Origin of the sequence: Metaclostridioides mangenotii, from assembly GCF_018917235.1 — a bacterium.
GTDB lineage: Bacteria > Bacillota > Clostridia > Peptostreptococcales > Peptostreptococcaceae > Metaclostridioides.
This window is the reverse complement of record NZ_JAHLOF010000003.1, coordinates 182,494-198,197: the sequence shown is the minus strand read 5'-3', so window position 1 is coordinate 198,197 and position 15,704 is coordinate 182,494. Positions and strand designations below refer to the sequence as shown.

General features: G+C 29.3%; 17 protein-coding genes. 14 read left to right on the top strand and 3 right to left on the bottom strand.

Annotated features, from left to right (window positions below; translation table 11 throughout):
• Positions 1-7 precede the first annotated feature (7 nt).
• The 6 genes from KQI18_RS06290 (at position 8) to KQI18_RS06265 (ending at position 6,057) form a co-directional block, all read left to right on the top strand.
• A complete protein-coding gene (locus tag KQI18_RS06290; RefSeq protein WP_330654366.1) occupies positions 8-823 on the top strand; it encodes a PrsW family intramembrane metalloprotease in 816 nt (271 codons plus the stop codon).
• 138 nt (positions 824-961) lie between these two features.
• A complete protein-coding gene (gene lepB / locus KQI18_RS06285; protein ID WP_216466908.1) occupies positions 962-1,501 on the top strand; it encodes a signal peptidase I in 540 nt (179 codons plus the stop codon).
• Position 1,502: 1 nt separating this feature from the next.
• A complete protein-coding gene (locus KQI18_RS06280; RefSeq protein ID WP_216466906.1) occupies positions 1,503-2,249 on the top strand; it encodes a sugar phosphate isomerase/epimerase family protein in 747 nt (248 codons plus the stop codon).
• 89 nt (positions 2,250-2,338) lie between these two features.
• Positions 2,339-4,009, top strand: a complete 1,671-nt coding sequence (locus KQI18_RS06275; RefSeq protein WP_216466905.1) for a nucleoside kinase — start codon at positions 2,339-2,341, stop codon at positions 4,007-4,009.
• Between the two features lie 208 nt (positions 4,010-4,217).
• Positions 4,218-5,138 (top strand): glutaminase A, encoded by a 921-nt coding sequence (gene glsA / locus KQI18_RS06270; protein WP_216466903.1) that lies wholly within the window; start codon positions 4,218-4,220, stop codon positions 5,136-5,138.
• An 82-nt stretch (positions 5,139-5,220) separates the two neighbouring features.
• On the top strand, positions 5,221-6,057 hold the full coding sequence (locus KQI18_RS06265) for a deoxyribonuclease IV (RefSeq protein WP_216466902.1): 837 nt from the start codon (positions 5,221-5,223) through the stop codon (positions 6,055-6,057).
• A 71-nt stretch (positions 6,058-6,128) separates the two neighbouring features.
• On the opposite strand, the gene KQI18_RS06260 is transcribed toward KQI18_RS06265, so the two are convergent.
• Complete coding sequence (locus tag KQI18_RS06260; protein WP_216466900.1) at positions 6,129-6,533, bottom strand: RusA family crossover junction endodeoxyribonuclease; 405 nt, start codon at positions 6,531-6,533, stop codon at positions 6,129-6,131.
• A gap of 76 nt (positions 6,534-6,609) precedes the next feature.
• On the opposite strand from KQI18_RS06260, the gene queG reads away from it, so the two are divergent.
• Entirely contained in the window at positions 6,610-7,506 is an 897-nt protein-coding gene (gene queG, locus KQI18_RS06255; RefSeq protein ID WP_216466898.1) for a tRNA epoxyqueuosine(34) reductase QueG, read from the top strand.
• A gap of 90 nt (positions 7,507-7,596) precedes the next feature.
• Positions 7,597-9,480, top strand: coding sequence for an AAA family ATPase (locus tag KQI18_RS06250; protein ID WP_216466896.1), 1,884 nt, complete (start codon positions 7,597-7,599; stop codon positions 9,478-9,480).
• A 34-nt stretch (positions 9,481-9,514) separates the two neighbouring features.
• Here the strand turns inward: KQI18_RS06250 and KQI18_RS06245 are convergent, their stop codons facing one another.
• Positions 9,515-11,026, bottom strand: a complete 1,512-nt coding sequence (locus tag KQI18_RS06245) for a recombinase family protein (protein ID WP_216466894.1) — start codon at positions 11,024-11,026, stop codon at positions 9,515-9,517.
• 901 nt (positions 11,027-11,927) lie between these two features.
• Between KQI18_RS06245 and KQI18_RS06240 the strand changes: the two genes are divergently transcribed.
• From KQI18_RS06240 to KQI18_RS06225, 4 genes are all read left to right on the top strand, one after another.
• On the top strand, positions 11,928-12,107 hold the full coding sequence (locus KQI18_RS06240; RefSeq protein WP_216466892.1) for a hypothetical protein: 180 nt from the start codon (positions 11,928-11,930) through the stop codon (positions 12,105-12,107).
• Positions 12,108-12,165: 58 nt separating this feature from the next.
• Positions 12,166-12,618, top strand: coding sequence for a hypothetical protein (locus KQI18_RS06235; RefSeq protein WP_216466890.1), 453 nt, complete (start codon positions 12,166-12,168; stop codon positions 12,616-12,618).
• 225 nt (positions 12,619-12,843) lie between these two features.
• Positions 12,844-13,014 (top strand): hypothetical protein, encoded by a 171-nt coding sequence (locus KQI18_RS06230; RefSeq protein ID WP_216466889.1) that lies wholly within the window; start codon positions 12,844-12,846, stop codon positions 13,012-13,014.
• A gap of 173 nt (positions 13,015-13,187) precedes the next feature.
• Positions 13,188-13,388, top strand: a complete 201-nt coding sequence (locus KQI18_RS06225; protein ID WP_216466888.1) for a hypothetical protein — start codon at positions 13,188-13,190, stop codon at positions 13,386-13,388.
• Positions 13,389-13,552: 164 nt separating this feature from the next.
• On the opposite strand, the gene KQI18_RS06220 is transcribed toward KQI18_RS06225, so the two are convergent.
• Positions 13,553-14,185 carry a manganese catalase family protein gene (locus KQI18_RS06220; RefSeq protein WP_330654375.1) on the bottom strand — a complete coding sequence of 211 codons (633 nt, stop codon included), beginning with the start codon at positions 14,183-14,185 and terminating at the stop codon, positions 13,553-13,555.
• Between KQI18_RS06220 and KQI18_RS06215 the strand changes: the two genes are divergently transcribed.
• Together KQI18_RS06215 and KQI18_RS14165 are read left to right on the top strand one after the other, a co-directional pair.
• On the top strand, positions 14,171-14,608 hold the full coding sequence (locus KQI18_RS06215) for a DUF2935 domain-containing protein (protein ID WP_330654374.1): 438 nt from the start codon (positions 14,171-14,173) through the stop codon (positions 14,606-14,608). The genes KQI18_RS06220 and KQI18_RS06215 overlap by 15 nt on opposite strands.
• Positions 14,609-14,819: 211 nt before the next feature.
• Entirely contained in the window at positions 14,820-15,671 is an 852-nt protein-coding gene (locus KQI18_RS14165) for a hypothetical protein (protein WP_236887664.1), read from the top strand.
• The last annotated feature ends 33 nt before the right edge of the window (positions 15,672-15,704 follow it).

Below are 15,704 nucleotides of genomic sequence, written 5' to 3'. Positions count from 1 at the left end.
TTAATATATGACGGAGAGGGGATTTATGGTATATTATTTAATTTTTTTATCAATATTACCTGTGTTAATTGGGATTTTGTGGATATATTCTAAAAATAAGTACTCTAAAGAATCTATTTTTACTTCATTTAAATTTTTTATAATGGGAGTATTTTTGAGTGTTATTGTAATATTTGTTGAAGAACTATTAGTGAAAATTAATACCTTTAGTGGCTATTCATATATTTTATATATGTCTTTTATAGTTGCTGGATTAACTGAAGAAGGCTTTAAAGCTCTTGTGCTGATTCCTATAATTACTAAAATGAAAGAGTTTGCTAGAAGGATAGACGGAATAACTTATTCAATATATTTGTCTTTAGGATTTGCAACTATAGAAAATATAATTTATATACTTTCAGAGGATAGTGAAATTGTACATCAAGTTGCTTTAAATAGAGCATTAATTTCTATTCCAGCGCATATCATGTTTGCGATAACGATGGGATACTATGTATCTAAGTACAAATTTTGTGATTCTAAAAAGAAAAAGAGAAAGTACTTATATTTGTCAATATTAGTCCCAATTCTTTTACATGGCGTATTTGATTTTATTTTAATGATACAATATAGATGGGCAATAATATTATTTTTACTTTATATTATTGTACTTATAAAATTCAATGTAGATAAACTAGAGAAGTATATAGAAAACTCTAAAAAGATATTTATTAGCAATATGAGGAAGAAAAAAAATAATAATATTAAAAAAAAGATGGACGAGAAGAGTTTAATAATTGAAAAAGAGAAGCCTAAAATATACGATGAATTAGATAAGAAATAAAAAAAATAATATTAAGTAAAATTGTTTAATGCTACATTATTGTATCAATATTATATAATTGGTTTAATATTCTTTGAAAAAGAAGTATAATGTATATAGTTTGAACGACAAAAGTAATAGTTTTAGGGAGATGTGCATATGAGTGAAAATGTAAAAAAAGAGATTTTTGAATGGATTAAAGTCATTATTACTGCATTAATACTTGCATTTGTAATAACTAGATTTATAATACCATCTAGAGTGCAAGGGGAATCAATGTTTCCTACTCTACACGAAAATGATTATTTAATAGTAAATAGAATGACATACAAATTTAGAGAACCAGAGATGAAGGATATTATTGTATTTAAATCTGATATACTTCAAGAGAATGGAAAAAGCAAAAAAGACTTAGTTAAGAGGGTTATAGCAGTTGAAGGTGACCATATAAAAATACAGGATTCAAATGTATACGTAAATGGTAAATTATTAGATGAAAAAGTTTATATTCATGACAATTATACTAGTGGAGATATAGATATGACCGTACCAAAAGGAAAAATATTTGCTATGGGTGACAACAGAGAAAGAAGTTTAGATAGCAGAGCGCAAGAAGTCGGTTTAGTAGATGAAGATTCTGTTATTGGAAAAGTTATGGTAAGACTATATCCATTTAATCAAATAGGTGGAGTTAACTAGATTGAAAATAGGTATATCAGCGCTTGTATACGATATTGATTTAGCACTAACTATATGTAAGCAATACGACAATATTACTCATCTAGAAATCGGCGTTGACAGTATTAGTGACTGTAAAAAATTAAATACGTATACAGATAAAATATACGATTTAGGTTTATCCATAGGTATTCATATGCCTATGGAATTAAACGCTTGTGAAGAAGTTGATTATATTAGAATGTCATGGATAAAGTTTTTTGAAGATATTTACAATGAGCTACAAAAATTAGACGTAAGATACTACAACTTTCATCTAGGTTATGCAATTACTAATAGGTTAGAAAAGAATAGGATGAAATATCTGGATAACTGTATTGATTTTTTCAATAATATAAATATTGATTCAAAAATTACATTGGAAAATACATATTCTAAAGGTGGAGATCTGTCAAATATAGGTACTACTTATAATGATTTTGAATATATATTTAAAGGAATAAAAAAGGATGGAGTATTTTTTTGCTATGATACTGGTCATAATTTAATAAATCGAAGTAATTATATAGAAAATTTAATGGCGAAGATAAGGCTTATCCACTTAAGTGACAATGACGGACTAAATGATCAACATATTGGAATAGGCGAAGGTTTGCTAAAGGATGAACAAATTAAGAGAATACTAGAAATCAATCCTGAATATTTGATTTTAGAGATAAATAAAGAAGATTTAGTATACTCTATAGATAGGCTAATCGGTTTTATATAGTTTATTTATTTTATATAGTTTATTTATTTAATAAGTTATTTATGTACTGTGACCTGTTAATATCCAATATACAGAAAGGATTTGTTTTGATGAAAATAATAACACTTAATATTGATGGAAGTGAAAAACAATACAAATTAGAAGAAAATAGTTTGGGTATACCTTTAAAAAAGATTGCAGAGGACTTTGAGGATGAGCACAAGGGTAAGATATGCATTGCTAGTGTAGATAATAAACTTAGAGAGCTTAATTATATTATAACTAAAGATTGCGTTATAAAATTTATTGATACTACTGAAGAAGATGGAAAAAGAGTGTACTTTAGAGTTTTGTCGTTTGTTCTAGTTATGGCTTGTAAAGAGCTTTTTGGCGATGGAAAAGTTGTTATTGAACATTCATTATCTAAAGGGCTATACTGTGAAGTTCATACAGGTAGAGAATTAAATAAAAATGATTTAGAAGATATAAAGAGATTGATGCAAGAAAAGATTGATAAAAAGTACGATATAGAAAAAATTGAAATGTCCAGAGATGAAGCTATTAAAATATTCAATGACAACAAACTTTATTCAAAAGCAGAACTTTTAAAGTATAAGGACTACGATAGTACGACTGTGTATAAATGTGGAGATTATATAGATCATTACTATGGATATATGCTTCCTTCTACAGGTGATGTTGCAGTATTTAATGTGGAGTTACACAATAGAGGGCTTATATTATTTGGGCCTAATAAAAATGATAAGACAGTACCCACAGATTATGTCTCTCAGCCTAAACTAGCAAGCATATACTATGAAACAGAGCAATGGTCGAAGCTTATGGGAATAGATAAGGTAGTATCTTTAAATAAAATTGTAGAGAATAATGATTACGGAGATATGATTAGAACGGTAGAGGCTTTACATGAAAAGAAACTTGCGCAAATTGCAGATGAGATTAGTGAAAACAATAAGAGAATAATACTTATAGCAGCACCATCTTCATCAGGTAAAACTAGTTTCGCAAACAGACTTTCGATACATTTGAGAGTCAATAATTTAAATCCAATTTCTATATCTCTAGATAACTATTTTGTAGACAGAGAATATACACCTTTAGATGAGTTTGGAAACTTTGACTTTGAATCTATTTATGCAATTGATTTAGATAGATTTAACTCAGATCTTAAAAAACTATTGGATGGTGAAGCGATACAAGAGATTAAATTTGATTTTAAGACTGGTAAAAGAATGAACATAGATAAAACTATACAAATAGAAAAGAATCAACCAATTATATTAGAGGGAATACACGGATTAAATCCAATGTTGACTGAATCCATTGATGATAATGAAAAATTTAAAATATATCTGAGTGCTCTTACACAACTTAATTTAGATAATCACAACAGAATACCTACTACAGATTTAAGACTAATTAGAAGAATAGTAAGAGATCATAATTTTAGAGGTTACAGTGCAGAAACGACTATAATTCAATGGGAGTCTGTAAGAAGGGGAGAAAAGAAGAATATATTCCCTTTCCAAGAGGAATCTGATGTTATATTTAATTCAGCTTGTGTATATGAGCTTTCGGTTTTAAAAGGATTTGTTAAGCCTCTTCTGGAAGAAATAGATACTTCAAGTGAAGCTTATATAGAATCTAATAGATTATTAAATTTTTTGCAGTATTTTGTTGATTTGGAGGATACTTCAGATATCCCTTCTACATCAATCCTTAGAGAATTCATCGGTGGGAGTAAAATTGTAGAAGAATAGTATATTAATAAAATAATATCTAAAATTTTATAAGCTGTTGATTATTTGTATATATTAACTAATAAAGGTATAATTTTTAAACAAATGATCAACGGCTTATTTTATTTGATTTAAAAATTTTAAAAGCATAGAGTTAAAAAAGATAAAGTGTATTTATTTAATTTAATTGACAAAAATATTAAAACTAAAGATAAATTGAGGTGTATATATGGAAAAAATTCTAAATGACATAATTGAGAAAAATAGAAAATATACGGAGTTTGGAAAAGTTGCAACTTACATACCTGAGCTTAAAAAGGCAAAAAAAAATGACTTGGGTATATGTATTATAGATAAAGATGACAATATCTTCACTGCAGGAGATGTAGATAAGAAGTTTACGATTCAGAGTATATCGAAACCAATACTATTATCGATGATCCTTATGGAAAATGATTATGAATACGTTAATACCAAAGTAGGATTTGAACCTAGTGATAATCCATTTAATTCCATAGTAAGCATTGGAAATAATGATGTAAAAAAACCATCTAATCCTATGATTAATTCTGGGGCGATAGTAATAACTTCTATGATAAAAGGTAATAGTTTTGAAGAAAAAGAAAAAAGAATGTTAGATTATTTTAGAAAGTTCGCAGGTAATAAAAACTTAGAAATAAATAATGATGTATACTTGTCTGAAAAGCTTACAGGTGATAGAAATAGAGCAATGGCATACTTACTAAAAAGTCATGGGTTTATAGAAGGACATGTTGAAGAGGTATTAGATTTATATTTTAAGCAATGTTCGATTGAAGTTGATATAAAGGATCTAGCAATGATGGGTTTGAATTTATCAACTGATGGGTACAAACATGGAGATGAATGCTTAATAACTAAAGAAGTAGCAAAAACAGTAAAAACTGTTTTATTTACATGTGGAATGTATGATGGTTCTGGTGAGTTTGCTATAAAAACGGGAATTCCTGCAAAATCAGGAGTAGGAGGAGGAATTATGGGTTCTGTTCCGTGTACAATGGGAATAGGTGTCTATGGTCCATCCCTTGACGAAAAGGGAAATAGTGTTGCAGGAACAAAGGTATTAGAGGATTTATCTAGAGAATTAGATTTAAGTATTTTTAAAAATTAATATATCACAGTATATATAATATAAAAATTTATTTGAGTTAAAAACAAACCAAGAAAAATTAAAAGTATAAGAAGGTGACATTATGTTTTATATAGGCCCACATATTTCGATAGCAAAGGGATTTAAAAAGGCTGCAGAAACAGCTGTAGAAATAGATGCAAATACATTTCAGTTTTTTAGCAGAAATCCTAGAGGGGGTAATGCCAAGAAATTTGATGAAAAAGATATAAATGAATTTCAAAGAATAAGAAAAGAAAATAACTTTGGTCCGATTCTAGCCCATGCTCCTTACACTATGAACTTAGCTGGAGTTAAAGATAAAGTATATGAGTTTGCAAATATGGTTATAAAAGAAGACATTGATAGAATGGATTCACTAAATATAGAGTATATGTGTTTTCATCCAGGTAGCCATGTTGGTTCTGGCGTTGAAGCAGGTATAGAAAAGATAGTAAATGGTCTTAATAATGCTCTAACTGGTAAAGAAAATATAACGATACTACTAGAAACTATGTCTGGAAAAGGTACTGAAATTGGGACAAACTTTAATCAAATTAAAGAAATTATTGATAAAGTAGAGCACAACGAAAAAGTAGGTGTTTGTTTAGATACTTGTCATATATTTTCAGCGGGTTACGATATTGTAAGCGATTTAGATGGAGTTTTGGATGAGTTTGATAGAGTAATTGGTCTAGATAGACTTAAAACTATACATTTAAACGACAGTATGATGCCATTTGGTAGCAAAAAAGATAGGCATGCGCCTATAGGTGAAGGAGAAATTGGCATAGATGCATTTATAAATATTTTAGAAAATCCTAAACTTAAAGGTATTCCTTTATTTTTAGAAACTCCATTTGACGATGAAGGTCATAAAAGAGAAATAAAGATGATTAAAAAATTAATAAATGAAGGGTAGCATATTCATATTAGTTAATTACCTAGAAAACAAATATATAAACAAAAATTAAAAAAGATAGGACAAAAGCCCTATTTCTTAGTAATATTATAACTAACATCATACTCAGAAATAGGGTATAGTTCTATCTCTACACGTGGATTTTCTTTATCAATAAAATCAAACATCAATACTGGCTTCAATTGCTTATCATTTTTTATGATTCCACTTTTTTCTATGCCATCACAAATGCTTTTGGGATAATTATGCAAGTCGCCCATTCTTTTATCTGGGAAATACAATTTTAATATAGTAATTAGATTTTCCTCGATTGTATCTCCATGGTAATCCTTGTTTATATATCCAGCAATCATGTTTTCATAAGCTAAATATCTAGAATGTTTACCTTTGGAAGGCATCCATGTTTGTCCATTTACATTTTGAAGTTTAAAGTTGGATTTACTTATAGGTCTTCCGGGAATAGTTATTTTTATCAAATTCATCACCTTTCTATGCTATATTAATTATAGTTGTGGAGTTAAAAAAAATCAAATTTATAATAGAGGTAAAGTAATGGACAATAATAGACTTAAATTATTATGTGAATCTATAGGTATTAAAACTGTGGGGGTTGCTGGTGTAGATAGAAGTGAAAATCTTAAAAATATACTAGAGTATAGAGCATTAAATAATCTGAACACTGGTTTAGAGGAACCTGATATTGAAAAGAGAATAAATCCAAAACTTATAATGGAAAATGCAAAATCAATAATTGTATGCGCCTTTCCATACTATACAGGGGAATTTACAAACTCAAATATCTCTAAATACTGTTATGGCAAGGATTATCATATTGTTATAAGAAGTATGTTAACAAGGTTATGCGAATTGATCAATCAAGAATTAGAGGATTTTGAGTATAAGGTTTTTGTTGACAATGGGCCACTTGTAGATAGATATTTGGCATATTTATCTGGTATAGGATACTTTGGTATAAATAATAGTATTATTACAGATGAGTTTGGATCATATGTATTTATAGGATATATAATAAATAATTACGAATTTGCTGTAGATAAACCAATGAAGAAAAGTTGTATTAATTGTGGAAAATGCATAGATTATTGTCCGGGAAATGCTATATTGGGAAATTATAAGGTAAATCCAACTAAGTGTTTATCTCATATTACACAAAAAAAGGGAGAATTGTCAGAAGAGGAAAAGAATATTATAAAAAAAACTGGCACAGTATTTGGATGTGATGTTTGCCAAGATATCTGTCCTCACAATACCAGTTCGATAAAGACGAATATTGAAGAATTTAAAAAAAATTTAATAGTAAATTTAAATTATGAGGATTTAAATAAAATTTCAAATAAAGAGTTTAAAAGAACTTATGGAGATAGGGCTTTTAGCTGGAGAGGTAAAAAAATATTAGTTAGAAATATGGAAATTTTATCCGAGAAGTAGTGTAATGATATAGTTAATACCTCCCGTTTGCTTAACATTTATGTATTAATAAACATAACATATTAGAGAAACAAATAGGGAGGTTTGTTTATGCTAAATTATAATAACACATCCGAAATAAAGCCATCTGATGATATATTAAGTCAGAAAAGAGTTGAAAAAGCTATAGAGTTAGGATTAAAAGTTGATAATCCAACTTATAATATATATGTTGCTGGCGAGCCAGGTCTTGGCAAGAGTAGATACGTATTAAAAATGATAGAGAAAAAAAAACCAATAGAAAAGAAATATAAAGATTGGTGTTATCTATATAATTTTAAAAATCCTAGGGAGCCTATGATTGCAAAATTTGACCCAGGTAAAGGTAAAGAATTTAAAGAAGACGTAGAGAGTTTACTAGAAAATATTTTAGAAGAATTAAATAATGTATTTGAGAGTGAAGGTTTTGAATTGGGAAAGTCAGAACTACTTGAAGAATATGAAACTAAAAAAGAGTACTTATTAAAAAAAATTAAAAAATATGGAGAGGATAAGGGATTTGTTTTAAAAAACACAGGATCAGGAATAGTCTTTATGCCTAAACATGAAGAAAACGATGAAAGTGTAGAGGATTTTGATGAGGTATCATTTGAAAAGAATAAGAAAGAGTTAGAAAAAATGGCTATACAGGTTGTATATAAGCTAAAGGATCTCGAGGTATCTGCGGAAGAAGCTGTATCTAAGCTTGAGAAACAAATAGCAGAATACATTATAAATCCACTTACAGAATCTTTAAAAGAAAAGTATAAGGAATCTAAAAGCGTATCTATTTATTTGGATCATTACAGCGATGAAATAATAAAGGATATGGATTTAATCTACGTGGATGCAGATGCTACAAAGCCAAAACTAGAGAAAGACTTTTTTAAAAAATACAAGGTAAATCTTTTTATCAATAACTCTGACTTAGAAGTAAGTAATGATATTCCTGTAGTAACAGAGTTAAATCCAACCCCTTTGAATTTATTTGGAAGAGCAGAATACGATTATTCAAACGGAAATATAAAGACTGATTTTACTAAACTTCTTCCAGGATCAGCACAAAAGGCTAATGGAGGATATTTAATACTCCACTCAGATCAACTTTTTAGAAATGCGGCATCCTGGGAAATGATCAAGAGAGCACTGAGATCGCAATCAATTGAATTAGAGACACAGACATCGCTAAAGCCTCAAAATATGCCACTTGATTTAAAAATTATTCTAATTGGAAATAAACAAATTTATAATACTTTATACAGCTATGAACAAGATTTTAGGAGTTATTTTAAGGTATTAGTTGATTTTGATGACAATGTTGAGAATAATAAAAAAAGTGAAGATTTGGTAGCGCAATATATTGCATTAAAATGTAGTGAAAATAATTTAAGACATCTTGAATATAAAGCGGTTCAAGAAGTAATAAAGCACTGTACCAAAATGGTAGGAGATGTAGGAAAAATTTCTACAAAACTTGATAGAATTGATGAGATTTTAATAGAGGCAAATGCAATGACAGCTTCTGAAAATAATGAATTTATAAAAAAGGCAGATATAATTAAAGCTTTAAAAAATAAAAAAGAAAGAATTAGTAAGATTGAGCAAAGGTTGAACGAATCTGTAGAAGAAGAGTTTACATTGATAGAGACTAGTGGTTCTCGCGTAGGGGTTATAAATGGACTTTCTGTGCTGAATACTGGAGAATATTCATTTGGTAGACCTTCTAGAATAACAGCCACAACAAGTCCAGGTAATAAGGGGATAGTAAACATAGAGAGAGAAGTAGATATGAGTGGTGCTATTCATAATAAAGGAATACTTATATTAGGAGGCTACTTAGCTGAGAACTTTGCCCAAGATTTCGTATTATCTTTAAATGCATATATATGCTTTGAACAAAATTATGGAGGAATAGACGGAGATAGGTCATCGTCATCTACTTACCCCATAAAATGAAGTATTAGAATTCTAATACTTCTATATAATTAATTTAGTTTAGATTTAATTCAATTTCAATTTTAAAATCATCTTTCTTGGAATTTGGCTCTTTTATACAATAGATTTTCTTTATAATTGTTTTTAAAAGAAAATTTCTTTTTTCTATATCTTCTATAGTTGGGTATGAATCGATTACATTTCTAAGTCCGTCAATAATTTCTTTTTGCGTCTTTTTTTGTATATTTTTTTTATTTTCCTTTTTTAACTCTTTTAGATTGCTTTTTATATCTACAATTCTTTTGTTTAGATTTTCCGAACGCTCTAAAAATATATCGTCATTGTAGATTCCACGTTCTAATAGATCATATAGTTTTATTTTCTGCTGTTCTAATTCTTTTAATTCTAGTTCAAATTTATCTATAAAAATAGTTTTTGATTCCTTTGAGTCGTCTTCTTCATCATAGTCATTCTTATTTATTTGTATTTTATAATTGTTTAAGATATCCTGCATAGCTTCAATTACAAAACTTTCAAAAACCTCAAAGCGTACTTGTCTGTTACCGCAGGATTTATTGCACCTTAAATAAGTACCTACCTCTTTAGTATTATAATTCATAGAAGCACCGCATTTACCGCAAACAACAAGCCCAGAAAAAGGATTTTTAATATCCCATTTACCTCTATGTTTAAGTTTACGTGTTCTTATTGATTGTGCCTTTTCAAACATTTCTAAGCTTATTATTGGCTCAATATTAGCTTTTATATATTCCACTTTGTCATCTTCTTGTTTTTCAAAAATATAATTACCATTCTCATTCAGTTTTCTTGTTTGTTTAACACGTCCACGACTAAAATATCCACAGTAAGCTTTATTTTTCAATATTGCTCCAACACTAGAAGGATGCCAATGTTCCGTTTTAGCTGGTTTAATCCCTAAACTATCAAGGTGTTTAGCTATTTTATACATGCCTAAATTCTTATTAACATATAAATCATATATCAGATAAATAGTTTCTGCATTTTCATCTTGCACTAAATGTCTTTTACCAGCAGAGTCATATTGATTTTTGTATCCAAATGGTGGATCTCCAAAGACAAAGTTTCCTTCTCTAAAACTATTTATTTGTCCTCTCGAAAGACGTTTCTTTATCATTTTCAATTCTTGTCTAGCTATAAATGTTTGCATCTCAGTCATCTGCTCGTCTAAATCATCTTCAAGATCATAAACCTTTTGTGGAGTTATAATTTTAGTATCGCTGTATTTAAAAGTTTCTAGGATAAGACCTTGATCCTTCATTCCACCACGTCCAAGTCTGTCTATATCCATTACTAATACAGCATCATACTTTTTATTCTCAACTTCTTGTAATAGCTTAATCATTTCAGGACGATTTATTATAGAATCTCCAGAAACTATTTCTTCTTTTATATTAATTATGTTTAAATTTCTCTTTTTAGCAACATCTAGAAGAACGGCTTTATGTTTGGTAAGAGTTTCGAATTCTCCTATTTGTTCAGCCTCCAAGTCAGCACGAGACTTACGCAAATACATAGCAACGTTCATTGAAATCCCTCCTTAAACCTGTCTATATGAACTATATTAACACTATTATATTAATATAACTACACAGTTTTTTATATTATTTATAAAATAAAAAAAGCATTGTTAAACAATGCTTTTTAGAACTATTTTGTAACTAATTTACAACCAATTAATTTTAGGTAATCACCTTCATCAACAATTATATACTTTTCTCCTTCGAAATTATCGTTCGTTTTAATACTACTCATTATATCGCCCTTACTATTCACAGCTACTTCGTAGTATGAAGGAGTTCCCCTCGGCTATGACTTTATATTCTCCTGCAGGTATTTCGTAACCTATCTTATACATTCCTTCTTTAATAATATATCAACTTCTTTATCTGATCACAAGTTATAATAATTAATTATAATAATTATCAAAATTCAGTTAACGAATTGTATTAATATAGCGATAAATAAATCATTGCATCTATAATTTTTTTATCTTGTTTTGATTTTAGGATCTTGCTCGTATAGTTTTCGTATTACATATCTTCATTATTATTAGATAATTCTTCTATTTTTTAACTATCAATATCAGATATAGGACTTTTATTATAGGTTCTTCCAAGTAGATAATCTATTGACACATTAAAATAATCGAAAATATTTATAAACGTGTCTTGATCCGGAAACCTTCTTCCACTTTCCTAATTGCTTATAGCGACTTTAGTTACATTGAAACTTTTCCTAGTTCCTCTTTCTCAACTCATAACTGCTTTAATCAACAAGTGTCAACATTTAGATACTATGAAAATGAAATACCAGTTCTTACAAGAGCGTTAGAAGCATTTGAAAATCAAGAACAAATATCAATAGTTAACTAGGGTGACATAGGACAAATTCATTAAAACATATCTTATGTAAAAAGGGGTGATTGCATGGTAAAACTGGTGAAGCAAAATTTTGAAGAAAACGGAAAGGCTTATAGCAGACTATATACAAGAGGAAATTCAAAAGCCTATATAATTTCTCCAAATAATACAGAAGAGGAACAACAAAGAGTACTTAATGCAATTAAAGAGGCATATATCAAGGCTACTATGGATTTGTATGTATAACTTAAAGTTGTGCTTCGGCACATCTTAAAATTAAATTGGACATGCAGGAGGTAATAAAATGAAATTACAAGAGTACATAAGAAATTGCATGAGACATAAAAAGTTACCAACACTAAAGTTTTATAACTACTGTAGTAAAGAATTAGCAAAAGGTAAAAAACACGTTTACTTGAATGGGGAGTATAAAATGTACAAGCTAAAAGAAATCATGATGATTGTTGATTCAAACATTAATATAGTTGAGATAATGATAAAAGATAGCGAAATAAGGTTATCTGATATTAAACGAGCTGCAGTTAAATATTGTTTACGAGACGAGGGCAAAATAGATAATCAACAGGAAGTTGTAAATGATTTAAAATCGCAACTAAAAATGACAAAGACAATAAAAAAAGGTCTAATTCTAATATTAGAAAGAGAAGAACAAAAAGAAAAGAGCCACGGCAATGGCCCAGATCTAAATAATACTACTAATCTTACGTTTATTAGTAGTATATCACAGGAGGCTTAAAAATGAAAATACAAGATTTAGAAACAGATATATTACTTACAAAATTAGATACAGACTTCTTTGATGAAGATTGTTAAGCCTATAAAGTTGGGTTAGGTGCTTAAATGGAAGTAAAACTAGAAAATAGACAAGCCTTAATAGATCTAGCAAGGCATTATTGGATAGATGTTGGATAAAATATTCTAGAAGCAATTAAACAAGCTAAAAAGGATTTGGAGGTCTAAAATGATTAATGATATAGCAATCTTGATGATACTTGTCCTGGTAGGGATAGGGACGTTAATTTCTGTATTCTTACTTGGGCATTGGGCTGGACAAATGAGGTTTTATAAAAAATATAATAAAATGGTTTCTAAAAATAAAAGGCTAGAGAGAGATAACCAGTATTTGAAGTAAAAAGCAGGTTTGAATAATTTATCCGATGATGATTTAAATAAGTAAGAGTTATTAAATATGTACTAGAAGTTAAAAGGTATAGACACACACTAACACAAATTGCATAAACATATTGGTAAAGGTTCTGAAAATTCTAAAACTATACAAGAGGATGGGAATTGGAGGATAGATTTATGATTAATATAATAACCTTGTTAACCTATATCGCAATAGCTACCGTTAGTCTAATAATAATATATAACTATGGACGAAAGTTAGAGCAAGAAATTTACTCAGAGCAAAGAATAAAATTTGAGCAACTTAATATAGAAAATATGAAATTAGAGAATGAAATAAATAATTTAAGTCCTATATATAAAGAAGTAATAGATTAAAAATACATAGATTGTTTAAGTTGGGATGAAATAATTGATAAGACCTCTTATAGCAAAGATTATTAAAATACAAGAGAAGTGAAGCAGTTAAAAGTATAGCCATAACATTATTTGGAAGTAAGGTTTTCAAAGAGGACGAGCCTAGTTTATTTGATTTAAAAATATTAATAACAATATAGGTAGTAGAAGGTCATATCTGACCTTCTATTATATAATAATTTATTGGAATTTTGAGGTTTAGCATCAACATTAAATTTTTGACCAGGTGATGGACTAGAAAGGTCAAAATATAATTTTGAATCTTCTGTTACTCTGAAACTTTGGTTTGATACAGAATTACTTACTTTATTGAATGCTTCTCTGAACATAGCATTATGGGCTTCTTCTCTATTTAACAAGAAGTCTATTGTTTCTTTTACTAATTTATCATCTATTTGTCTATATAGATATTCATACACTACTTTTGCTCTTTGTTCTGATGCTATATTTGATAGTAAATCAGCACATAAATCACCTGTAACCGTTACATAATCAGCAGTCCATGAATAACCAGATGCATTAATTAAACCAGGATTTAAACCGAGTATAACATGTGATTGTATTTCTCCTGATCCAACTGCTTCATAGTCTACATCATGTCCATTAAGCATATTAATCATCGTTCCTAGCATTTCCATATGGCTTAATTCTTCAGCAGCGATATCTAAAAATAAATCTTTTATTTCAGGATCCTTAATTATGAAACTTTGTGAAAGATATTGCATTGCAGCTTTTAACTCACCATTACCTCCACTAATTGTTTACGTGAAGCAAGACTATATCTTTCATTAGTAAATGACCTTGAGAATGGGGTTGATATTGATTCTGAGGATACTAGAGAAACAGAGTTATTTTGGGATCAGATTATGATGGAACATGCACAATTTATAAGAGGGTTACTCGATCCTACTGAAGAGGAATTGATTGATACTGCAGATGATTTTGCTCATGAATTTAAATGTTTAAGGAAAGAGGCTCTGGCTAAGACAGATGCCACAATAGATAGTGTTACAGATGAGACTTTATTTCAAACTATACAACTTAAAAACTTTAAGCAAGCAGCTACAGAAGGAATTACTAGTTGTGAAATAAGATCCATAATACTTCCACTTCTTGCGGATCATGTGCTAAGAGAAGCGAATCACTACATTAGATTGTTAGAAACTTTCGAAGAAATATAATATAATTCAATAATCTTAAAAGATGAAAAGGATTAACTTTAACGTTGAGAAGTATTTTCAATTTTATTCTCATAGTAGGATTTATATTAAGATAAGTTTTTATGTTATAAAATGTCATATTTAATAACAATTATATACATAAGATCATATTATGGTATTGGAGATGTAAATATGTCTCATAAAATTTTAAAAGGAGATAGATATTTTATGTTTGATAGAAATAGATGTTGTTTCGAAAATCGTAGATCTCACTGCCATTGCAGTAATGATTGGCATTGGTGTATTAAATGTTGCGGCAGAGATAGAGACAGAGATAGAGACAGAGATCGTTGTGAAAGAAGATGCGAAAGAGAATGCGAAAGAGAATGCGACAGAGACAGAGATAGAGACAGAGATAGAGACAGAGATAGAGACAGAGATAGAGACAGAGATAGAGACAGAGATCGTTGTGAAAGGAGATGCGAAAGAGAATGCGAAAGAGAATGCGAAAGAGAATGTGAAAGAGAATGCGAAAGAGAATGCAACAGGGACAGAGACAGAGACAGAGATCGTTGTGAAAGAAGATGCGAAAGAGAATGCGAAAGAGAATGTGAAAGAGAATGCGACAGAGACAGAGATAGAGACAGAGATCGTTGTGAAAGAAGATGCGAAAGAGAATGTGAAAGAGAATGTGAAAGAGAATGCGACAGGGACAGAGAGCATTGTGAAAGAAGATGCGAAAGAGAATGCGAAAGAGAATGTGAAAGAGAATGCGACAGAGACAGAGATAGAGACAGAGATCGTTGTGAAAGAAGATGCGAAAGAGAATGTGAAAGAGAATGTGAAAGAGAATGCGACAGGGACAGAGAGCATTGTGAAAGAAGATGCGAAAGAGAATGCGAAAGAGAATGTGAAAGAGAATGCGACAGAGACAGAGATAGAGACAGAGATCGTTGTGAAAGAAGATGCGAAAGAGAATGTGAAAGAGAATGTGAAAGAGAATGCGACAGGGACAGAGAGCATTGTGACAGAAGAAGATGTCACTGCTGCAACAACTAGAGTTAGTAATATCTTTTCTGATTAATAGATAAATCAATAATAAATAAATATTAAAGGG